This is a genomic window from Nocardia aobensis NBRC 100429, from assembly GCF_000308375.1.
Lineage (GTDB): Bacteria > Actinomycetota > Actinomycetes > Mycobacteriales > Mycobacteriaceae > Nocardia > Nocardia aobensis.
The window spans coordinates 1-20,292 of the sequence record NZ_BAFQ01000164.1 but is presented as its reverse complement, the minus strand read 5'-3'; the positions used below and the strand labels follow the sequence as shown (position 1 = coordinate 20,292).

19 protein-coding genes, 1 tRNA gene and 1 pseudogene are annotated in these 20,292 nt (G+C 67.8%); 11 read left to right on the top strand and 10 right to left on the bottom strand.

The annotated features are described in order from the left end of the window. Positions 1-148: 148 nt before the first annotated feature. The 3 genes from RJ03_RS21610 to RJ03_RS21600 are packed head-to-tail and all read right to left on the bottom strand — an operon-like array spanning position 149 to position 2,639. Positions 149-601 (bottom strand): RDD family protein, encoded by a 453-nt coding sequence (locus RJ03_RS21610; RefSeq protein ID WP_036505290.1) that lies wholly within the window; start codon positions 599-601, stop codon positions 149-151. Continuing rightward, positions 598-1,119, bottom strand: coding sequence for a hypothetical protein (locus tag RJ03_RS21605; RefSeq protein ID WP_373281720.1), 522 nt, complete (start codon positions 1,117-1,119; stop codon positions 598-600). Before RJ03_RS21605 ends, RJ03_RS21610 begins: the two co-directional genes overlap by 4 nt. Before the next feature lie 56 nt (positions 1,120-1,175). Then, positions 1,176-2,639 carry a carboxylesterase/lipase family protein gene (locus RJ03_RS21600; protein ID WP_051025029.1) on the bottom strand — a complete coding sequence of 488 codons (1,464 nt, stop codon included), beginning with the start codon at positions 2,637-2,639 and terminating at the stop codon, positions 1,176-1,178. 60 nt (positions 2,640-2,699) lie between these two features. Here RJ03_RS21600 and RJ03_RS35130 point away from each other — a divergent pair, with 60 nt between their 5' ends. Both RJ03_RS35130 and RJ03_RS21590 read left to right on the top strand, forming a co-directional pair. Continuing rightward, on the top strand, positions 2,700-3,344 hold the full coding sequence (locus RJ03_RS35130) for a TetR/AcrR family transcriptional regulator (RefSeq protein ID WP_051025027.1): 645 nt from the start codon (positions 2,700-2,702) through the stop codon (positions 3,342-3,344). Between the two features lie 53 nt (positions 3,345-3,397). Further along, entirely contained in the window at positions 3,398-4,174 is a 777-nt protein-coding gene (locus RJ03_RS21590; protein ID WP_157163471.1) for a hypothetical protein, read from the top strand. Between the two features lie 259 nt (positions 4,175-4,433). Here the strand turns inward: RJ03_RS21590 and RJ03_RS21585 are convergent, their stop codons facing one another. The 3 genes from RJ03_RS21585 to RJ03_RS21575 all read right to left on the bottom strand — a co-directional run bounded on the left by RJ03_RS21585 (position 4,434) and on the right by RJ03_RS21575 (position 7,283). Then, positions 4,434-6,104 (bottom strand): putative bifunctional diguanylate cyclase/phosphodiesterase, encoded by a 1,671-nt coding sequence (locus RJ03_RS21585; protein WP_245552354.1) that lies wholly within the window; start codon positions 6,102-6,104, stop codon positions 4,434-4,436. Positions 6,105-6,404: 300 nt separating this feature from the next. Further along, a tRNA-Ala gene (locus RJ03_RS21580) sits at positions 6,405-6,477 on the bottom strand. A gap of 89 nt (positions 6,478-6,566) precedes the next feature. Then, positions 6,567-7,283 carry a uracil-DNA glycosylase gene (locus tag RJ03_RS21575; protein ID WP_051025051.1) on the bottom strand — a complete coding sequence of 239 codons (717 nt, stop codon included), beginning with the start codon at positions 7,281-7,283 and terminating at the stop codon, positions 6,567-6,569. Positions 7,284-7,740: 457 nt separating this feature from the next. On the opposite strand from RJ03_RS21575, the gene RJ03_RS21570 reads away from it, so the two are divergent. The 6 genes from RJ03_RS21570 (at position 7,741) to RJ03_RS21545 (ending at position 14,297) form a co-directional block, all read left to right on the top strand. Beyond that, on the top strand, positions 7,741-8,184 hold the full coding sequence (locus tag RJ03_RS21570) for a GyrI-like domain-containing protein (RefSeq protein WP_036505284.1): 444 nt from the start codon (positions 7,741-7,743) through the stop codon (positions 8,182-8,184). Then, positions 8,181-8,612, top strand: coding sequence for an effector binding domain-containing protein (locus RJ03_RS21565; RefSeq protein WP_036505282.1), 432 nt, complete (start codon positions 8,181-8,183; stop codon positions 8,610-8,612). The genes RJ03_RS21570 and RJ03_RS21565 overlap by 4 nt, the downstream gene beginning before the upstream one ends. A 554-nt stretch (positions 8,613-9,166) precedes the next feature. Further along, positions 9,167-10,981 carry a bifunctional diguanylate cyclase/phosphodiesterase gene (locus RJ03_RS21560; protein ID WP_051025049.1) on the top strand — a complete coding sequence of 605 codons (1,815 nt, stop codon included), beginning with the start codon at positions 9,167-9,169 and terminating at the stop codon, positions 10,979-10,981. Positions 10,982-11,030: 49 nt separating this feature from the next. After that, complete coding sequence (locus tag RJ03_RS21555; RefSeq protein WP_157163470.1) at positions 11,031-12,038, top strand: GAF domain-containing protein; 1,008 nt, start codon at positions 11,031-11,033, stop codon at positions 12,036-12,038. 150 nt (positions 12,039-12,188) lie between these two features. Then, positions 12,189-13,316: a glycosyltransferase gene (locus RJ03_RS21550; RefSeq protein WP_036505277.1), complete on the top strand. Its 1,128-nt coding sequence runs from the start codon at positions 12,189-12,191 to the stop codon at positions 13,314-13,316. Positions 13,317-13,448: 132 nt separating this feature from the next. Then, positions 13,449-14,297, top strand: coding sequence for an SDR family oxidoreductase (locus RJ03_RS21545; RefSeq protein WP_245552353.1), 849 nt, complete (start codon positions 13,449-13,451; stop codon positions 14,295-14,297). Between the two features lie 12 nt (positions 14,298-14,309). On the opposite strand, the gene soxR is transcribed toward RJ03_RS21545, so the two are convergent. After that, the gene (gene soxR, locus RJ03_RS21540) at positions 14,310-14,891 is read right to left on the bottom strand and encodes a redox-sensitive transcriptional activator SoxR (protein WP_083871240.1); all 582 of its coding nucleotides are present in this window, start codon (positions 14,889-14,891) and stop codon (positions 14,310-14,312) included. Between the two features lie 146 nt (positions 14,892-15,037). On the opposite strand from soxR, the gene arcA reads away from it, so the two are divergent. Both arcA and RJ03_RS21530 read left to right on the top strand, forming a co-directional pair. Further along, the gene (arcA, locus tag RJ03_RS21535; RefSeq protein WP_051025020.1) at positions 15,038-16,264 is read left to right on the top strand and encodes an arginine deiminase; all 1,227 of its coding nucleotides are present in this window, start codon (positions 15,038-15,040) and stop codon (positions 16,262-16,264) included. A 6-nt stretch (positions 16,265-16,270) separates the two neighbouring features. Next, complete coding sequence (locus RJ03_RS21530) at positions 16,271-16,636, top strand: GntR family transcriptional regulator (protein ID WP_036505276.1); 366 nt, start codon at positions 16,271-16,273, stop codon at positions 16,634-16,636. Positions 16,637-16,648: 12 nt separating this feature from the next. Here RJ03_RS21530 and RJ03_RS21525 read toward each other — a convergent pair whose 3' ends face one another. Then, positions 16,649-18,301 carry a dolichyl-phosphate-mannose--protein mannosyltransferase gene (locus tag RJ03_RS21525; protein ID WP_036505275.1) on the bottom strand — a complete coding sequence of 551 codons (1,653 nt, stop codon included), beginning with the start codon at positions 18,299-18,301 and terminating at the stop codon, positions 16,649-16,651. Positions 18,302-18,461: 160 nt separating this feature from the next. Between RJ03_RS21525 and rsmI the strand changes: the two genes are divergently transcribed. After that, on the top strand, positions 18,462-19,307 hold the full coding sequence (gene rsmI / locus RJ03_RS21520; protein ID WP_036505274.1) for a 16S rRNA (cytidine(1402)-2'-O)-methyltransferase: 846 nt from the start codon (positions 18,462-18,464) through the stop codon (positions 19,305-19,307). A gap of 70 nt (positions 19,308-19,377) precedes the next feature. Here the strand turns inward: rsmI and RJ03_RS21515 are convergent, their stop codons facing one another. Together RJ03_RS21515 and RJ03_RS21510 are read right to left on the bottom strand one after the other, a co-directional pair. Then, positions 19,378-20,025 carry a TetR/AcrR family transcriptional regulator gene (locus RJ03_RS21515; protein WP_036505270.1) on the bottom strand — a complete coding sequence of 216 codons (648 nt, stop codon included), beginning with the start codon at positions 20,023-20,025 and terminating at the stop codon, positions 19,378-19,380. A gap of 22 nt (positions 20,026-20,047) precedes the next feature. After that, positions 20,048-20,292, bottom strand: a pseudogene (locus RJ03_RS21510) (methionine--tRNA ligase); the annotation flags it as partial.

Below are 20,292 nucleotides of genomic sequence, written 5' to 3'. Positions count from 1 at the left end.
CACACGAAGTCGGCGCGTCCGACGGCTCCGTCGCCGGCTCATCCGCCGGTCACATCTCCGAAAGGCGCAGGGGGATAAGCAGTTACACGGTCGAAGGACGCGGTGCACCGGAGCATCCGGGGTTGTCGCCCGATCGTTCACGGCGCATCTACGTCGCCGGATGGGATTCCGGCTGCCAGTCGTAGACGACGGTGGTGCGCAAAACGATGTCTTGAAGCGAATGCCGGCGCGAATCGACCACCACCCAGAACAAGCCGACGGCGAACATCACGCAGAACACCGCCCGCAGCAAGGCCCGCGGCCATCCCACGAGTTCGCCGTCGCGGCTCACCACTCGCAGGCCCATCATGACGGCGCCGACGGTGCGGCCGCTCACGGCCCAGCATCCGGTGAGGTACAGCACCGACACCACGATGAATATGCCCGTCGACATGACCGCGCCGGTGTCCGGCCACGCGAAGTCCTGCGGCGAGAACAGCAGTCGAGCGAACGCCAGACACAGGTAGATCCCGGCCATGATCGCCAGGACGACGGCGATATCGACCCCCGAGGCGATCGACCGGGTCACGATTCCGGCGGGGCGATGGGCAGGCGCGCTCACTCCGCGCCCGATTCGGACGGTGCTCGTCGGAGCAGTTTTCCGACGAACCCCGCGACCGCGTCGTCCGCATGCATCCCCTGGCTTCGGATGCCGAGAACCGCCTCCGCGGACATCGAATCGGTGGATTCCCGGATGATCCGGGGTAGATCGACGCCGTCGATCACGGTATCGGCCAGCCCGACCAGGTCGACCCGTCCGATGATCTTGTCGACATCGATCCGTTCGGCCACCGCGTCGAGATCCACGTTGTCGACGACGATCGCCGTGAGGTCGACGGCACCGACCGCGGTCCGCACGATCCGGCCGATCACCGCCCTTAGCACCCGCTCGGTGAGATCATCGACGGCTTCCAGCGTCTCGGCGCCCCGCTGTCCGAGCTCCGTGAGCACCGGCTCGACGCCCGGCACGTGCTGGGCGACATCGAATCCGAACCCCAGCACACGCCCGGCAGCTCCGCCGACCTTCGCGGCGGCGCCGACCACCAGGTTCACCGGCCTCGACATCGTGGTGCCGTCCACATCACCATCAAACTCGCTCGATGCCGGATGGGTATGCCTTTCGAGTTATCCGGTTTTCAGACGTCGGCCGAGCTCGGCCGACCGGGGGCGCGGTCGCGCTGCCAGATCCGGCGGGACGTCGACAGCGTGTCGCTGCCCAGCTCCGGCGGGGTCGCCCAGATTCGGCGAATCCGTTCGGTGGTGTCGAATTGCGGCCATCCGGGGTCGCCGGCCGCGGCGAAGGCGATGAAGGCGTTGCGCATCGCCTTCGAGAGGTCGCCGAAGTCCGGCGGAATCTCCGGTCCGATGAGCTGCCCGGCGAGCGGGCCGTGGGGCGTATCGAAGGTGAAGGGAACGTCGAGGCCGTGGCAGGCCCGAAGTGCGCCGTCGCGTGCCGGACTCCGCCATGCGAACTCGTACAGGTAGGTGTCGTTTCCCGCCTCGGCGGCGGCCTCGGCGCACCACAGCGCGGGCATCCGGAACAGGGCATCGGAGAGGATCAGAACGTGCAACTCCTCGTCGGTGATGCCCGGATTTCCCGTTCGGTAGGTCCGGACCGCGTCGGCGTCGAGACCGCAGGCACGGGCGGTCTCGACGGGATCGGAGCCGGACAGGTCGACATCCGCGGTGAACATCCGAGCCTCGTCCGTGGTGAATCCGCACACGAGTTCCCGGCTCGTTCCGGACACTCGGTGGTCGAACCACGGTGCGGCGTCGAACAATTCGTCATCGATGATCATCGAGTACGGCGCGTTCGGATGGGTCCACCGGCCCGGCTCTGCCGCCATCACCGCCACCGGCGCCATCTGTACCGCGTGAATCGCTTCGGGCGGCAGCGCTGCCAATTCGTCGGTGGTCGGGCGGACGCCGAGTTGCGACGTGATCATCGCCGATATGGCACGCGCCTCGTCGGTGGGAACGAAGATCTTTCCCGGACTCTGCGCGATGCCGCGCCGGAACAGATCGGGTGCGCGATCGCCGGCCATCAGGCCCACGACCGACGACGCACCTGCCGACTGTCCGATCAGGGTTACCGCGTCCGGATTTCCACCGAAGGCGGCGATGTTGTCGTGCACCCAGCCGAGCGCGGCGATCTGGTCGAGCACGCCACGGTTGCACGGCGCGTCGTCGACCCAGCCGAAGCCCTCGTAGCCCACTCGATAGTTGATCGTGACGAGGACGACTCCTGCGGCCGCGAAGGCCGCACCGTCGAAATCGGCTGTGACCGCGGTACCGCCCATGCACGCACCGCCGTGCAGCCACACCACGACCGGCATACCGGAGGTGCCGGCGTCGGGAGTCCACACGTTCACGGTGAGGCATTCGGGATCGTCGCCGGGATGCCAGAGAATCGGCTGCGGAACCGAGGACCCGAACCTCCGCGCGTCGCGCACACCACTCCACCGGTGCGGCGGAGCCGGGGCCTGGAAGCGGCGGACCCCGACCAGGGGTGCGGCATAGGGAATGGCGAAGAAGACCGAATACCCCTGTCGCGCTTCGCCACGGACCGCCCCACACGCCGTGCGAACGATCACATCCATCGTGCCCTCCCTTGCTTCGGCATACTCTGATATAAGTCACTGTACTAAAAAGGAGGTGCGATGCCGAAGATCGTCGATCGGACCCAACGACGCGACGAGGTGGCGGCCGCGCTGTGGCGATTGGCCCACCGCGAGGGCTGGAACGCGGTGAGCCTGCGCCGGGTCGCTGCGGAGGCCGGGTTGTCGCTCGGTTCGCTGCAGCACTACTTCGCCGGGATGGACGATCTTCTCGACTACTCCGTCGGGGGAGTGGTCGACATGCTCGATGAGCGGCTCGTCGAGCAGCTCACCACCCTCGCCGACCCGCGCGATGCCGAATCGACTGTGCGCCGAGTACTTCGGGGCATGATCCCCGGAACTGTCCCCGATCCCGCGGCGGAACAACACCCCGACGACAGCTGGCGCATCCAGGTGATGGCATGGCTGGCCGTGGTCACCAGGGCCGCGCGAAACCCGGAGATGTCGGCCCGCCTCTCCGCCGGCTCCGACCGACTGGCGGAAGCGATCGCAGCCATCCTCCCCGCGACCCGACACACACGCGATGACGCGCTGTCCACCGCGCGCGGACTCCTGTCCCTCGTCGAAGGCCTGCTCCTGCAACTGGCCCGCGGCGACATCGATCCCGCCCGAGCATCCACGGTGATCACCCACTTCGTGGCTCTCGCCTTCGACGCACCGGACAACGAAAAAGGCCGCAGGCGATGACTCGCGTATCCGGTAACGACGCGTAGCGGACTCGGGCCGATATCGTGCGTTCGGTGACCGACACGGCGACAGAACGCAGCGAGCGGCCTCGAATTTCGTCTGCTCGTGTGGTCGTGATCGTGGTGTTGGCGACGGTGCCGGTGCTCGAGTTGAGCTGGACCTTCGGTGGCGGCTACGCCGCTCGGGACGCACTGAGCGCGATGGGCCCGGCGAACTGGCTGGATATCGTCATCGGTGTTTTCCTGGCAGAGCCGCTGCTCGCGACCGTCCTGGCAATCGTGGCTTCCCGGCTGACCTACGCCTACTCGGCCGCACGCGGAGGAGCGGCCCGGCACACAGCGATGCCGCTGCCGGTCACGGCCGCCGAAGCGGCAATCGTTCCGATCGGTCTGGGTGTGATCGTCGGTGCGTTCAACAGCCTCATGTGGGGTTTGATCGCGGGGCTGGCCGGTTACGCGTTGCGACTGGCAGTCGTCACGGAATATCGGACGGGGCGGCGTATCCCGGCCACCGGCAAGCGCAGCGGCAACCGGCCGGAGACCGCGCTGCAGCGCGCCGCCGATCTCGCGCGGGCAGGCACCCTCTTGTTGAGTTTGCTGATCCTGCCCGTGCTCGGGATAGTGGCCGCTCTCGATGGACGGGCCTGGAGCACGGTGCAGACCTGCGATGTCAACTCCGGCGCGGGTACCCACCGCGCCCGCGTCGCCGAACTGGGCCGCTCCGGCGACGGGATCACAGCGTGGGATATCACCGGTAAACAGGTCGTCAACGGCGTCAACTGCGCGCCGGATGTGAGCGACGATATCCGCGAACCCTGGTGGCGGAGCTGACGTCCCACGCTTGGTTGGGACTTTGTCGGAAGATTCAACCAACGGGGTGATGTTCGGGCGGAGGAAACCCGCCCTGACCTGCGATCAAAGTGGAGCTAACGTGCCACAACCCGAACCCGCTGACGGTCGAAGGCCCGGTGATCCGGATCGTGCCGGTCGGCAAGCGAACGACTGCTGGGACACAGTAAGGACCGCGCGAGGGGCCAACACAGCGGAGCCGTGTGCGCAACGGAAACCCGGTCGGCGCAGGTGCCGGTGATCACTGCTCGTTGTGCGCGGCTGTGCCGCGCTGCGTGGTGAGTTCGTCGAGGATCGCCTGCACGGTTTGGGGGCCGCTGTAGTGGTAGCCCTGCACCAGCGAGAAGCCGAGGTCGGTGAGCACTGCCGCTTGGTGCGCGGTCTCGACCCCTTCGGCGATGACCTCCATGTCGAGCGCGGTGCTGAGCGCCTTGATCACCCCGAGCAGCGGTGGCGCGGGGGAGTCCGCGGTGATCGCCGCGACGAAGGACCGGTCCACCTTGAGGATGTCCGCTGGAATGGCCGCCAGCCTGCTCAACGACGAGTAACCGGTGCCGAAGTCGTCGATAGCGATGCGTACCCCGGCGTTCCGCAAGGCGCTCAGGTTGTCGATCGCGTTCGGTGACTCGGCCTCCAACTGCGTCTCGGTGACCTCGAGCACCAGCTGCCCAGCGTGCCATCCGGTGCTGCGCAGAGTACTCCGTACCCGATTGCCGTAATCGCTGTCGGCCAGCTCCAGACCGCTGACATTGACGTTCAGCGTGAGGTCGAGATCTGCGACAGTTCCCCGCAGCGTGACTGCGTCCACACAGGCCCGGCGTAGCACGGCCTGGTCCAGGTCGGCAATCAAGTTGCACTCCTCCGCGGCGCGGATCACCTCGATCGTGCTGAGGCCAGGCTCGGTGGCCGAAGACCAGCGCAGCAACGCCTCCACACCGACCACCTTGTCGCCGAGCGGCAGGCTGACGATCGGCTGGTACCGGACTTCCAGGTTGTTGTCTTCCGCGATGGCCCGGCGCAGTTCCTCAGCCAGGGCAACGCGCTGCCCGGATTCCAGCCTGGTCTGATTGGGACCTGCCTGCTTGGCCCGATACCGGCCCACATCGGCCCGGCTGACCAGCATCGACGCCGGTTCACGCGGCTGCCATGACGTGACGCCGGCGGAGCAGCCGGTAGTTGTCGCCGCGCGCATGCGGTCGGTGAGCCCGACCGCGGCCCGTTCGGTCGTGTCCGGCAGCAGCACCGCGAACAGGTCGCCACCGAGCCGGGCCAGCGTCTGGTCCGGAGTCAACAGCTCACTCCAGGTGTCGGCGACGTGCTGCAGCACCGCATCGCCGGTGGGCTGGTCGAGGTGGCCGTTGTCGTCCGTCTGGAAGCGGTCCAGGTCGGCCAACACCAGCGCGGGGCGTTGGCCGAGCCGCCCGGCCTTGGCGATCTCGGCGTTCAGCAACCGATCGAAACCGCGCCGATTGAGCAGGCCGGTGAACACATCGATATCGGCTTCTGCGGCTCTGCGGGCCACGATCGTGACCACCACACCGACCATCACGGTCACCCCGGCCGCGATCACCCCGGTCCACCATGGCAGGTGCGCGCGAGTGCCCAACACCGCCATGCAGCACACCACGGCGAACCCGACCTCCAGGCCGGTGACGGACGTGCTGAAAAAGAACGCGGCATCGCACGCAACGAACACATATATCGACGACAGCGTGACCGCGGCGGTGTCGCCGGGGAGCCAATGAATAGCGATGGTGATCAGCACGGTCCCGAGCGATACCAAGATCGGGTGCGCGCGCACCGGCATCCGCTCACCCACCAGATACACCAGGATGCCGGTGAACACCGCGACCAGCGCTGCCCCGAACACGACCGCGCGACTACCCGGCCCGTCGCCTGTCAGTGCGGTCACCACGGCAGCGAGCAGTCCGCCGACGAAAAAGAAAGCCCCAGTAGTCCTGGACATGAGGCTCGCTGTTGCTACCACTGATGCCGCCCGCGCCCGAGTACGGGAACCACCCGGGGTTCCGACTCCTCGCATCTCTCCAGACTAGCCACACCATCAAGGTCGGAATACCCAGGTCGGAGCACTAGCCGAGCCTTAACCGGGTACGGCCGGATACGTATCGGGCAAGTCAACCACGCAACGTGTTCGCGCAATGCCACACAGCGAAGCAGCCGCAGGTCGATGACCTACGGCTGCTTCGGTGGGTGGAGCTAAGGGGAATCGAACCCCTGACCTTCTCGATGCGAACGAGACGCGCTACCAACTGCGCTATAGCCCCGTGGCTCGTTTCCGGGCCAACGGAGGAGAACTTTAGCAGGTGGGGGCGGGAGATTCCGAATCGGCTGGTCGAGGTGGGGAAATGCGGGGTCAGCTGGGTTCGGGGGTGGGTGGGGTGAGGTGGAGGCCGGCGGCGGTGGCGGCTTCGGCGAGGACGGTGTCGAGCATGGCGGGGGTGAGGCGGCCGGTGAAGGTGTTCTGCTGGCTGACGTGGTAGCTGCCGAACAGTTCGAGGCGATGGCGGCCGGTGCGGGCGGGTTCGATCGAGTAGTGGACGCCGTGGCCGAATTTGGGGCGGGGGCGGGGGACCTGCCAGCCGGCCGCGGTGAGGGCCGGCATGAGTGCCTGCCAGCCCCAGGCGCCGAGGACGACGACGGAACGAATTGTGGGGGAAAGCAATTCGAGTTCGTTGATCAGCCAGTGCCGGCAGCGGTCGCGTTCGTCGATGGTGGGTTTGTTGTCCGGGGGCGCGCAGTGCACGGGGGAGGTGACGCGGGTGCCGATCAGCCGGAGGCCGTCGTCGCGGCGGGTGGCGGTGGGCTGGGTGGCGGCGCCGATGGTGTAGAGCGAGGCGAAGAGTACGTCGCCACTGCGGTCGCCGGTGAACATCCGGCCGGTGCGGTTTCCGCCGTGGGCGGCCGGGGCGAGGCCGACCAGCAGCATGGCGGCGTCGGTGGGCCCGAAACCGGTCACCGGGCGGCCCCAGTAGGTTTCGTTGCGGAAGGCGGCGCGCTTCTCGCGGGCGACCTGTTCGCGCCAGGCGACCAGTCGGGGGCAGGCGCGGCAGTCGGTGAGCGCGGTGTCCATGGCGTCCAGGTCAGGATAGTCGGCCGACGCGGTCGCGGCGGTGTTCGGCGTTTCGCTGCGGGCGGTGCGACGCACCATCGGTCCTCCGTTCGGTCGGTGCCCTTGCGAGTCTGCCCGTTCTGCGGTTGTGTCACACCTACCGCTGTCGATAGCTGTCTGTTTGCAAGACTCGGCATGGCGTCCGGTACATGCTGATTCGTGCCTTGTGGGCGATTCGTTCGATCCGGCGCGAGGTGTTCGCGGCGGCGACGAGAGTCGCCGATTTTCGGGATGGGGGCGGCTGTCGGTCGAAAAGCCGACAGGTCGCTGGAACCGGACCGGTCGGATGATCAGCTGTCCCGGCAGCAGACGTGCAGGTCCGTAGCTTTCGATGTTGATAGCATGGCGTTTCCGGCCGGACGGTCCGCCGCAGCACCGGTTGCGCGGCCCGACGCGATCACATCGAGAGAGTTCTTGCATGCAGTTCGAAATCGTCGAGCGGGACGAGACGTGGGTCGCCGGGCTACCGGTGCGCAGTCCGAAACGTGCGCTCGGAGAACTGTGCGACCGTGATCTCGAGGCGGCCTGGGCCGCGGTGCTGCATCAGGAATTGGGCGGCCCGCTGGCCTCCTCGTACACCGATTACGCACCCGATCCGGGCACCTTCAACACGCAGATCGTCGGCTACGAATGCACCTCGTTCGATCGGGTGACCCGCGGGCATATCGTGTCCCGTCTGCCCGCCGGCGCCTATGCGCGTTTCTCCGCGGTCGGCAATTTTCCGCAGATCATGACCGACCTGTGGACCCAGATCGCCTATGCCGAGGAACACAACCAGATCAAACGCACCTTCACCGGGGATTTCGAATGCTATCCGCACGCGTACAAGATCGATCTGTACCTGGCGGTAGACCCCCGATGACGTATTCGATCGTGGTCCGCGACACGGCCATCTACGGCGGCCTGGTGGTGCCGCGGGTCCGGCCGAGTTTCAAGGTCAGCAACAGTGAGCTGATCGAATTCCTGCGGGACCGGCTGCGTGATCGCGAGATCGGCGGCCCGCTGTACACCGTTTACGTGCCGGATCCGGCCGGAAATTACAACGTGCTGGTCAGCTACGAATATCACGCACCCAAAGAGGTGCCGGTCGGCGATGTGATGATTCGCGTCCCGAAGGGCGTATATGCCCGATTCGAACCCAACGGTGATTATCACGATCCGGTGGAGGACGTCTGGGCTCAGGTCGACGACGCCACCGCGTCGGCCGAGATCACCCGCGCGTACCGCGAGGAGATCGAGGTGTGGCGTGGTCCCGACCGGTTGGAGTTGTTCATCTCGATTCTGGTGTGATATTCGGTTGCCAATGGGTAACCAAATGTGAACCGGGCGGTCTTTTTGTTCTGTGTGGTGCAGGACACCGACTGGATGACCTCGATCGATACCGCGCGCCACGCTCGGGTTTCGGAAGATTTGCCGGACGTCTGGTCAATTTCGGAGGGATGACGGATACTTCCCTAGGTGGCCATACCCGACACCGGCGGTACCGCGTGCCGAGCGGAGGTGGCCGAAAGATCGCGCCGCGCCGCGCAGCAACAGAGTAGGAACCATATGACTGGGCTGGATGTCGCACCGGAGGCGCTGCGACGATATGGCTGCTGACCACCCTGTGCGACCCCGCCGTACGGCCCTCGTGCCGGCCCTCGGCGAATTCTCCGCCGCACCTCTCCGCGAACTCGCCGCGATTTCATCGCAATACGTCGATACACTAACGTCGGTTCAGGGCGGATTCATCGATGCTCGGGGCGTGGACGTCCTTCCCTTGACATGCCGTGGATAGCGCGATCGGAGACAAGGTGCCTCGGCGAACGCTCGACTCGTTGGTGACCCAGGTCGCCGCGGAGTTGATGGGTGTCGACGCCACGACGATGGTGGCGGCGACCGAACGAGTGCTGGCCAAACTTGTCGACTACTTCGACGTCGATTTCAGTTTCGTCCGCCATACCGACCGGGAACGGCGGGCGACGGTGCTGGTCGCCGAATGGCCGCCGCGCCAGGGCGTGCCCGACCCCGACCCACTGCGTGTGGTGTATTTCGAACAGGCCGATTCGGTGTTCCGCGCCGTCGAGCACGCCACCGAACCGATGATCGCCCGCCCCACCCCGGAATTCTCCGATTATCAGGAGACGATTCGCCGTTCCGGACTGACCGACGTGACGACAGCGACGGTTCCGCCGATGTCGCGCGGTGAGCCGACCGGATTACTCGGATTCATGAAACAGGGAGACCGGCAGTGGAGCACCCGGGAAATCAACGTCCTGAAGGCGATCGCGGCGCTGCTGGCGCAATTGCAGGCCCGGGTGGTGGCCGAGGAACGGCTGCGCTACATCGCCCTGCACGACGACCTCACCGGATTGGCCAACCGTCGCGCCCTGCTCGAACATATGGAGGAGCGATTGCGTCCGGGCAGTTCGGGGCCGGTCGCCGCCTTCTTCCTCGATCTCGACCGGCTCAAGGCGCTCAACGATTTCCTGGGGCATACCGCCGGTGACAATTTCATCCGCACCCTGTCGTCGCGACTGAAGGAACATCTCGATCCGAACGACATGATCGCGCGGCTGGGTGGCGACGAATTCGTCATCGTTCCGGCCAAACCCGTGGATCCGGTCGCGGCGGAACTCGAGGCCACCCGGATTCAGCAGTTGATCACCCGCCGGGTGTCGGTCGGCGGGGAAACGGTGAGTCGCGGCGCGAGTGTCGGTGTGGCGCTGGGTATGCCGGGAGAGACCACCGTCGCCGATCTGCTGCGCCGGGCCGACCATGCGCTGTTGTCGGCGAAATCCGGTGGCGGCAACGGCGTCGCGGTGTTCACCGATGCCATGCGCGCGCAGTTCGAACTGCAGGACGACGTCGAGCTGAATCTGCGCGGCGCGGTCTCCGACGGTTCGCTGCTGCTGCACTATCAGCCCGAGGTGGATCTGCGGACCGGGCGCATCGTGGCGCTGGAGGCGTTGGTGCGCTGGCAGCATCCCACCCGCGGACTGCTGCCGCCCGGTGCGTTCGTCGGGGTGGCCGAGGCGACGAATCTGGCCGGCGAACTCGGTCGCTGGGTATTGCGCACGGCCCTGGCGCAATTCGCGAAATGGCGGCGCGCCGGGCTGGCCTCGAACGTGGTGATCCGGATCAATGTTTCGCCGGTGCAGCTGGTGAGCCTGGACTTCGTGGAATGTGTCGAGGATGTGCTGCGCCGGCACGGGATCGACGGCAGTTCGGTGTGTCTGGAGATCACCGAACACGTCGTGGTCTCGGATCTGACCCGCACGCAGGTGACCTTGCGCGGACTCAAGCGCATGGGTGTGCAGATCGCGATCGACGATTTCGGCACCGGCTACAGTTCGCTGTCGCATCTCAAGGCCCTGCCGGTGGACGCGGTGAAGATCGACCGCGGTTTCGTGCAGCGGCTCGGCGCCAGCACCGACGATCTGGCGATCGTGAAATCGATTGTGGGACTTGCCGGTTCGTTCGGTCTCGGGGTGGTCGGCGAAGGGGTGGAGACGGCGGTGGCCGCACGCACCCTGGTCGGGCTGGGCTGCTACCGGGCGCAGGGCTTCCTCATCGCGCGGCCGATGCCCGCCGACGAGGCCGAACCGCATCTGGCGGAGGGGCGGATCCCGCTCGACCTGGAACTCCCGCGGGTTTCCCGTGGGGCGCATCGGATCTGATTCCCGGGGTATGGCCGTCGCCGAATCCGTGGCTTCGCCATGGCTCCTGGTGGAAACACTCGCGCCCACGAGTGGGCCGACGATCGTCGCCGACGGGCCTCGCGTCCGGGAATGGACGAGTCTTTCGCGCGCCGGACGCTCCCTCGGGGCGGGTGCCTCCGCGCTGGCGGCCACCGCGGTCGAGTTGGCAGCGGCGGCCGTTCCGTCCGGCTCGGTGGAGTCGGCGGACGGCCGGATCGTCGTCTCCGAGGGCGGCTGGACCGCGATCGCGGTGCCGGTCTTCTGCTCGTTCGGGGCCGTGCACGGGGTGCAGGTATGGGTGGGTGCCGCGGGACAGCAGCCGCCGCCCCGGCGCGCGGTCGCGGCATGGGACTGGGATTCCGGTACCGAACTCGCCCACCACGGCCCCGGCCTGGAGGAACTCGCCTTCGCCCGCGCCCGCGAACACGTGCGGGTGGTGCGCACGCCGCCGGAGGTGTTCGGGCGGATGGTGCGCTTCGACGAGCGGATGGGCTACACCGCGGTGGTCGCGGGCACCGACCCGGCCGGTCGCTGGCAGGGGGAACTGGCGATTCGCGGTGACGACGAGATCGTGCGCAACTTCCAACTGGTCGTCCGGGTGCATCGCGAGGATCCGCATCTGGCCGTCTCGACCCGGACCGCGCATGTCACCCGCGCGCTGTTGCACGAGATCACCGACGTCAGCCCGCCACGTCCGGATACCGATCTGGCGATCACCCGGGCGGTGTCGCGGTCGCCCGATGCCGGTGTGGGGTTCGTCGAATTGGCGATGGGGCTGGTGTACGAGTGGGCCAGTCCGCCGCCACCGCCGCTGGAACGCTGGAGCACCGAACGGCCGATCGTGCATCCCGATGATCAGCGGGATTACCGGGCGGCGTTCGCGGCCGTCTTCGCCGACAAGATCGATTCTCCGGCAAGGGAATTCGTATTTCGCATCCGATTCGAACACTCGGGCTGGATCGTGGTGCGGGCGGAATTGTCGAGGCTCGGTTCGGAGCGCGCGCACGGCATGATCCGGGTCGTAGCTGCCGGCTGAGCTGCGCGCGCCCGCATACCGGACGTCGCCGTACGGAACTCCGCCCACGCCGGGAACAGGGAAGACCGAGGACGCGGCATTGGCTGAGGCTTTCGCGAGCATTCATCCCGTGTTCGTCCCGCCGGTTCGCGGGACGGGGACGATCGGCGCGTGCGCATCGCTCAGCTGGCGAACTTCTACGGGCCGCGGTCGGGCGGACTTCGCACCGCACTGCATCACCTCGGCGCCGGATATGTGGCGGCCGGGCACGAAGTGGTGCTGATCGTGCCGGGCGCGCGCCGGGGCGAGGAAACCCTGCCCAACGGTGTCGTGCGGATGACCGTGCCGGCAGTGGGGATTCCGTGGACGGGCGGGTATCGCGCGGCCGATCCGCGCCGCGTCGCCGATCTGCTGGTGGGGTTGGCGCCGGATGCGCTCGAGGTGTCGGACCGGCTGACGCTGCGCGGTTTCGGACGGTGGGCCCGCCGCCGGGATATCGCGTCGGTGATGATCTCGCACGAGCGTCTCGACCGGTTGCTCGGCCAGGTGCTGCCCACCGCGGTCGCCCGCCGAGCCGCCGATGTGGCCAACCGTCGCACCGCCGCCGATTACGACATGGTCGTCTGCACGACCGCGTTCGCCCGCGCGGAATTCGACCGGATCGATGCCCCGAATGTCGCGCTCGTCCCGTTGGGGGTGGATCTGGAGCTGTTCGCGCCGCATCGTCACGATCGGGCCTTGCGAGCGCGGCTCGGTGGTTCGCATCTGGTGGTGCACTGCGGGCGGCTGTCGATGGAGAAGCGGGTCGATCGCAGTATCGAGGCGGTGGATCATCTGCGCCGGGGCGGGGTGAACGTGCGCCTGGTGGTCGCGGGGGACGGCCCGCGCCGCGACGCGCTGGTCCGGCAGGCGCGCGGCGTAGCGGCGTTGCCCGACGGGCGTCCCGGCGTCCATTTCGCCGGATTCATCGACGACCGAACACATTTGGCGACCCTGCTGGCCAGCGCCGACATCTCCCTCGCGCCCGGTCCGCACGAAACCTTCGGACTGGCGGCGCTCGAGGCGCTGGCCGCCGGCACCCCGGTGGTGGCGAGCCGTTCCTCGGCGCTGGCCGACATCGTGACCGCCGAATGCGGGGCCGTGGCCGCCGATCACCCGTCCGCCTTCGCCGAGGCCGTCACCGATGTGCTGGCCCGCCCGGCGGCGCAGCGACGGCGTGCGGCGCGCTCGCGGGCCGAACAATTCCCGTGGCCGGTCGCGGTCGCCGGGATGCTGTCGGTATTGCGCGGGTTGTCGTAGCCGCGACGTGCCCGTGCGGCCCGGTACGGATGCGGTGTGTCGGGGAACACGTATGCTCCAGGGCGACGGAGATAGTCAGTCCGGATGCCGGCCCAGCACCGGCATCACACCGCAGAGCATTCGAGGAACGGCGTGCGTGATCGCTTGAAGTCCGTGAGCGGCAAGAAGACTCTGGTCACCGGCGCGGCCAGCGGAATCGGTCGGGCGACCGCGATCGCCGCCGCCGCGCAGGGGGCCGAACTCGTCCTGACCGATATCGACGCCGCCGGGCTCGCGGATACCGTCGAGGAAATCGGGCGCACCGGCGGCAAGGTGCTGGAATCGCGGGCGCTCGACATCAGCGATCACGAGGCGGTCGCCGCCTTCGCGCGGGATGTGCACGCTCGGCACGACAGCCTGGACGTAGTGATGAACGTGGCCGGCATCTCGGCTTGGGGCACCGTCGAGAATCTCGAGCACCGGCACTGGCGCTCGATGGTCGATGTGAACCTGATGGGCCCGATCCACGTCATCGAGAGCTTCGTGCCGGAGATGGTGCGGGCCGGGCGCGGTGGCGCGCTGGTCAACGTGTCCTCGGCGGCGGGGCTGCTGGCCTTTCCCTGGCATGCGGCCTACAGCGCGAGCAAATACGGGTTGCGCGGTGTATCTGAGGTGCTGCGCTTCGACCTGGCCCGGCACGGGATCACGGTGCATCTCGTGGTGCCGGGCGCGGTGAACACCCATCTGGTGCAGACCGTCGAGATCGCCGGCGTGGACCGCGACGATCCGCGAATCCAACGGTATGTGAAGCGTTTCCAGTCGCACGCCGCCTCACCCGACCAGGCCGCGCGAGCCATCTTCCGGGGCATCGAGAAGAATCGCTTCCTCGTCTACACCTCGTTCGACGTGCGGTTCGGGTATTGGTGGGCGCGAAAGTTCGCCTGGCCCTACGAGTTCACAATGCGCCGTGCCAACGACCAGTTCAACCGCTTCCTGCGCTGAGCTCGGCGGAAATCACCCGCACATCTTCTCGGCGCACGCCGCCACATCGGCATCCGTGAGGTTTTCGCGGCCCGCCGCGGTGGAATTGTCGCGGCCCGCCGCGGTCGGTTCCTCGCATCCCTCGGCCCGCGTGCAGTCGATGCTCACATCCAGCGTGCGCGCGCCGGGGCCCTCGTCGCCGAGCCGGTCGTGATAGTTGACGATGCGGCAGCTGCCCAGTGACAGACAGCCACAGCCGATGCAGTCGGTGAGGCTGTTGCGCAATCGGGTGAGCTGTTCGATCCGCTGATCGAGATCGGTGCGCCACGTTACCGACAATCGTTCCCAATCCTTCCGATTGGGAGTACGCCCCTCCGGTAGGGTGTCGAGAGCCTTGCGAATTTCGCTGAGCGGAATTCCGACGCGCTGTGAGATCCGGATGAATGCCACCCGGCGCAGCGTTTCCCGGGAGTATCGGCGCTGGTTTCCGCTGGTGCGGCGGCTGGCGATCAGGCCCTCGCGTTCGTAGAAATGCAGTGCCGACACCGCGACGCCGCTGCGTTCCGACAGTTGGCCGGGGGTGAGCTCCTTGGCTTGCCACGTCGTATGCTGCATACCTCAACGATACTTCAGGTTTTGAGTGGCCGGGCGAGAACCGTGAACTTCGCCGCCGCGCGGCGGCGACAGCGTCCGGCGCTGGATCCGGCGTGGTCGGCGAACAATTTCGTGCCAACCCGGCGGGAGCCCATTACGGTCGGGATATGGGAACAGAGGCTGTGCCCCCGGCGCGACCGTTTTCCGTGACGACCGAGGTCGGGACGCTGCGCGCGGTACTGCTGCATCGCCCGGGCGATGAGCTGCGCCGACTCACGCCGCGCAACAACGATCAACTGTTGTTCGACGCCATTCCCTGGGTGGAGCGGGCCCAGCAGGAGCACGAGATCTTCGCCGATGTGCTGCGCGGTCGCGGTGTCGAGGTGCTGTTGCTCGCCGATCTGCTGACCGAGACGCTGGCGGTCAGCGGCGCCGGACGCAGTATGGGCATCACCGCGGCCGTCGACGCCCGCCGTATCGGCTACGCCCTGGCCGAGGAACTGAAGACCTATCTCCGCGCGGTGCCGGCGCCGGATCTGGCGCGAATCCTCATGGCCGGCATGACCTTCGACGAATTGCCGTTCGAACCGAACGCCGCCTCACTGGTGCGGCGGATGCACCACGGCACCGATTTCGTCATCGAACCGCTGCCGAATCTGCTGTTCACCCGCGACTCCTCGTTCTGGGTGGGGCCCAAGGTGGCCATCACATCCCTCGCGCTGCCGGCCCGCGCCCGCGAAACCTCGCTCACCGACCTGGTATACGCGTTCCATCCGCGATTTCTCGGCGTGCGCCGGGCCTACGAATCGCACACCGCGCCGATGGAAGGCGGTGACGTGCTGCTGCTTTCGCCCGGCGTGGTCGCGATCGGGGTAGGCGAGCGCACCTCCCCGGCGGGTGCGGAAGCGCTGGCGCGCAGTCTCTTCGACGATGCGCTGGCCCACACCGTGCTGGTGGTGCCGATCGCGCAGAACCGGGCCACCATGCATCTGGACACCGTGTGCACCATGGTCGACCGCGATGCGGTGGTGATGTACCCGGGTGTGCAGAATTCGTTGCGCGCGTTCACCATCCGGTCCGACGGCGATTCGGTGCGGATGAGTGGCCCGGATCCGTTCCTGCCCGCCGCGGCCGAGGCGATGGGTATCGACAAGCTCCGGGTCATCGACACCGGGCTGGACGGGGTGACCGCCGAACGGGAACAGTGGGACGACGGCAACAACACCCTCGCACTGGCGCCCGGGGTCGTGGTGGCCTATGAACGCAACGAGAATACGAATACACGGCTGGCCGATGCGGGCATCGAGGTGCTGACCATTCCGGGATCCGAACTGGGTTCCGGGCGTGGCGGGCCTCGTTGCCTGTCCTGCCCGCTGTCGCGTGACGAGGTGTGAAAACCGATGCTGGATATCCCGGTCGACCATCAATCGACGGTCCCGCCGTACGAACAACTGCGGCTGGGCATCGTCGCCCGGGTGCAATCCGGCGAACTCACCGCCGGAACCAAGATTCCGACGGTGCGCGCGCTGGCCGTTCGGCTCGGCTTGGCGCCGAACACCGTCGCGCGCGCCTACCGCGAACTCGAACAGGACGGTGTGCTCGAGACCCGGGGGCGGCTCGGGTCGTTCATCGCCTCCTCCGGTGATCCGACTCGCGACGCGGCCGGGCGCGCGGCCACGGAATACGTTGCGGCGGTACGCCGATTGGGGCTCGACGACGAGGCGGCGCTGCGCTACGTGCGGGCGGCGCTGGGCGAGACCCCGTAGCCGCATCGAACCTCAGCGCCAGCTGGGTAGCCAGAGGTGGTCGTGCCAATTGGACGGCGTGATCGGCAGGGCGGTCAGAATGGGCCACAGCCAGATGAAGTTGGCGATCACCAGACCCAGATACAGGCACACCAGAAGTAGTCCGAGACTTCGGCGTTCGCCGGCCAGCGCGAACCACCGCCCCGACCGGGCCCGCACCAGCGGCGCGGGGCCGAGGATATCGCCGAGCGTCAGGGCGAGGCCCATCGCGAGGAACGGCGCCATCGGGACCGCGTAGAAGTAGTACATCTGCCGGTCCAGGTCCGCGAACCACGGCAGCAGCCCGGCGCCGTAGCCGACCAGCATCGCCGCGTACCGCCAGTCGCGGCGGGTGGCGGTACGCCACACCGCCCAGGCGAGCATCGGCAGCGACAGCCACCACATCGCCGGCGTGCCGATCAGCATCACGGCCTTCACACAGACCGCCTGCCCGCATCCGGTGACACCGTTGTCGGCGTAGTAGTACAGCATCGGGCGCAGGCCCATCGGCCACGACCACGGCTTGGATTCCCACGGGTGATGGTTACCGGCCGAATTGGTCAGGCTCTGATGGAATTTCAGCGATTCGGCCTGGTTGTGCCACAGCGAACGCAACGCGTCCGGAATCCACGACCAGGTGCCGACGGCATTGCCCACCGAATAGCGGTCGTAACCGTCCTCGCTGGCGAACCAGCCCCAATAGGTGGCCAGGTAGACCAGCAGCGGAATCGCCACCAGCGCATACAGAGCCGGACCGATATCGCGGACCGCCGTGCCGGCCCAGGGGCGCGGCACCCCGTAGGCCTTGCGCGCGGCCACATCGAAACACACCGTCATCAGCCCGAAGAACAGGATGAAATACAGGCCCGACCATTTCGTTCCGCACGACAGCCCCAGCAACAGACCGGCCCCGAAGCGCCACCACCGCACACCCAGGCGCGGCCCGAACACGCTGAATGTGATGGCGGCGCTCCCGGTGCCCTCCGTGGTTACGCGCGCTGCCGCCTCCGGGCCCGTCGGTCGCGCCGCGGGCGCTATCCGGCCTTCGGCGTCGGCCCGGGCCAGGCGGGCCCGCACCTCGTCGCGATCGACGATCAGGCAGCCGAAGGCGCCGACGACGAAGACCGCCTGGAAGATGTCGAGCATGCCGATGCGTGAGGACACGAAGGTCAGGCCGTCGGCGATCAACAGCACACCCGCGATCGCGCCGATCAGGGTGGATCGGGTCATCCGGCGGGTGATGCGAATGACCAGCAGGACCAGCAGCGATCCGAAGATCGCCGCGGTGAATCGCCAGCCCCAGCTGGTGTAGCCGAACAGCGCTTCACCCAGCGCGATCATCTGCTTACCGACCGGCGGATGGACCACCAGACCGTAGGCCGGATTGTCCTCGACCCCGCCGCCGGTGAGCACCTGCCAGGCCTGGGGTGCGTAGTGCTTCTCGTCGAAGACCGGGGTGCCGGCGTCGGTCGGGTAGTTCAGCATGGTGAACCGGGTGACCGCGGCGACCACCGTCAGGAATAGCGTGACCAGCCAGCCCCGGGCCCGGTCGGTCGGTCCGAAATCGGGTGCGGGGCGCAGCGGCGCCGGACTGGACAAGGCCGGGCCCGCGCCGATCGCCGGTCGCGTATCGGTCAGCTGGGTCACGCTCCGATCGTATGCGGTGTGCGGCGGTGGGCCGCGCGGCGGTGAGCCGACCTGCGGACTCGGGCGTGGTCCACCCCCAGGGGTAGCGTTTGCCCGGACCGGGCGCGGGTGCGCGGTGGCGGCCGGTCGGATGGGTCGGCCGGTGGTGGAAAGGACGGCGATGGGCGAGCACGGCGGGCGGTTGGTGCTGGCGGCGACGCCGATGGGCGATATCGGTGATGCGTCGCAGCGGTTGCGCGACGCCCTCGCGAGCGCGGACGTCGTGGCCGCCGAGGACACGCGCCGGACCCGGGCGCTGGCCAAGGCGCTCGAGGTGGAGATCACCGGGCGGGTGGTGAGCTTCTACGATCATGTGGAAGCCGCGCGAATTCCGTTGCTATTGGACGAGATCGAATCCGGGAGGACCGTGCTGCTGGTCACCGATGCGGGGATGCCCTCGGTCAGCGACCCCGGTTACCGGATGGTCGCGGCATGTATCGAGCGGGACCTGCCGGTGACCTGCCTGCCCGGTCCCTCGGCCGTCACCACCGCCCTGGCCCTGTCCGGACTGCCCATGGAACGGTTCTGCTTCGACGGCTTCGCCCCGCGCAAGTCCGGGCAGCGCAAGCAGTGGCTCTCGACGCTGGTCACCGAGCCGCGCGCGGTGGTGTTCTTCGAGGCCCCGCACCGGCTCGCCGCCTGCCTGGCCGATGCCGCCGAGGTGCTGGGCCCCGAACGCCGGGCCGCGGTGTGCCGGGAGCTGACCAAGACCTACGAGGAGGTCGTGCGCGGCGGACTCGGCGAGCTGGCGGAATGGGCCGTCGAGGGTGCGCGCGGCGAGATCACGGTGGTGGTCGAAGGGGCACAACCGGTTTCGGCCGACCCGGTCGATCTGGTGGACGAGGTGGAGGAACTGGTCGCCGACGGCACCCGCCTCAAGGACGCGTGCGCGCGGGTGGCCGCGCGGGCGGGCGGAGTCTCGCGACGCGAACTCTACGACGCGGTCCTGGCCGCCCGCGCGGATTAGCGCAGATCCGCTCGACCGGATTCGCGCTGGTGGCCCGCTCGGCCGGGCATCCGCCGCGCCGACGGTTCGGTTACACGCGCGCGACGACCGGCGCCAGCCCCAGCACCGTATTGGCGAATTCGATGAAGGTGGGCGCCATGGCGGGAACGCGGTGCGCGCCCTCACGGACCAGTACCCGCCGCGTGCGTTCGCCGATGGCGTCGGGGACCAGGGCGATCACCTCGTCCGGTAGTGCCGGAATTCCGGGATCGACGGCGCGTGCCTGATCATGGAAATTGCGGTACAGAGTGGCGAAGTGGTCCACCGCCAGATCGCGGAACTCCGCGGTCGCATCGCCGACCAGCAGCGATTCCACCAGGATGAGCCGCGCGAAATCCGGTTCGGCCGCCACCACCGAACAGAATGTGCTGATCATGGTGGCGATGCGCTGCCGCGGATCGACCGCCTCGGGCAGGTGTGCCAGTTCCTCCGCGATCCGGGTACGAATGATCTCGACGCCGGTGTGCACCGCCTCGATGAAGCAGTGTTCCTTGTTGCCGAAGTGTTCGTAGAAGGTACTGCGTGAGACGTGGGCGCGGCCGACGATATCGGTCAGCGTGACCGTGGAAAAGCCTCGGGCGCCGACACATTCGACCATCGCGCCGATGAGCCGGCCCCGGGGGGTGCCGAGCGCGTGGGCGCGAACGCTGCGGTGGCGCTCGGCGAAATCCGCATCCATAACCGGCTCCGGTCGCCTGCTTCTACTTCGGTTCGATGTACTTCGGGAACACCGGTTCCGGCGCGGGTAGGGCCGATCCGGCCTCGATCGGCGTGGTGAGATCGGCGAAGGTGCGCGCGGTCTGACCGAGCTGATCGAGAATCCGCCCGGCCGAACCCGGGATCACCGGCTGCACCAGGATCGACACGATCCGCAGCACCTCGAGGGTCACGTACAGCACGGTCGCCTCGCGGGCCACATCCTCGGGCGTGCCCGACTTGGCCAGCG

What these genes read in the sequence shown, in the direction of transcription:
- RJ03_RS21600 (WP_051025029.1), bottom strand. Translation starts at nt 2,639, where the DNA reads ATGGATGTGATCGTTCGCACGGCGTGTGGGGCGGTCCGTGGCGAAGCG.
- RJ03_RS35130 (WP_051025027.1), top strand. Translation starts at nt 2,700, where the DNA reads ATGCCGAAGATCGTCGATCGGACCCAACGACGCGACGAGGTGGCGGCC.
- RJ03_RS21575 (WP_051025051.1), bottom strand. Translation starts at nt 7,283, where the DNA reads ATGGACACCGCGCTCACCGACTGCCGCGCCTGCCCCCGACTGGTCGCC.
- RJ03_RS21570 (WP_036505284.1), top strand. Translation starts at nt 7,741, where the DNA reads ATGCAGTTCGAAATCGTCGAGCGGGACGAGACGTGGGTCGCCGGGCTA.
- RJ03_RS21565 (WP_036505282.1), top strand. Translation starts at nt 8,181, where the DNA reads ATGACGTATTCGATCGTGGTCCGCGACACGGCCATCTACGGCGGCCTG.
- RJ03_RS21560 (WP_051025049.1), top strand. Translation starts at nt 9,167, where the DNA reads ATGGGTGTCGACGCCACGACGATGGTGGCGGCGACCGAACGAGTGCTG.
- soxR (WP_083871240.1), bottom strand. Translation starts at nt 14,891, where the DNA reads ATGCAGCATACGACGTGGCAAGCCAAGGAGCTCACCCCCGGCCAACTG.
- arcA (WP_051025020.1), top strand. Translation starts at nt 15,038, where the DNA reads ATGGGAACAGAGGCTGTGCCCCCGGCGCGACCGTTTTCCGTGACGACC.
- RJ03_RS21530 (WP_036505276.1), top strand. Translation starts at nt 16,271, where the DNA reads ATGCTGGATATCCCGGTCGACCATCAATCGACGGTCCCGCCGTACGAA.
- rsmI (WP_036505274.1), top strand. Translation starts at nt 18,462, where the DNA reads ATGGGCGAGCACGGCGGGCGGTTGGTGCTGGCGGCGACGCCGATGGGC.
- RJ03_RS21515 (WP_036505270.1), bottom strand. Translation starts at nt 20,025, where the DNA reads ATGGATGCGGATTTCGCCGAGCGCCACCGCAGCGTTCGCGCCCACGCG.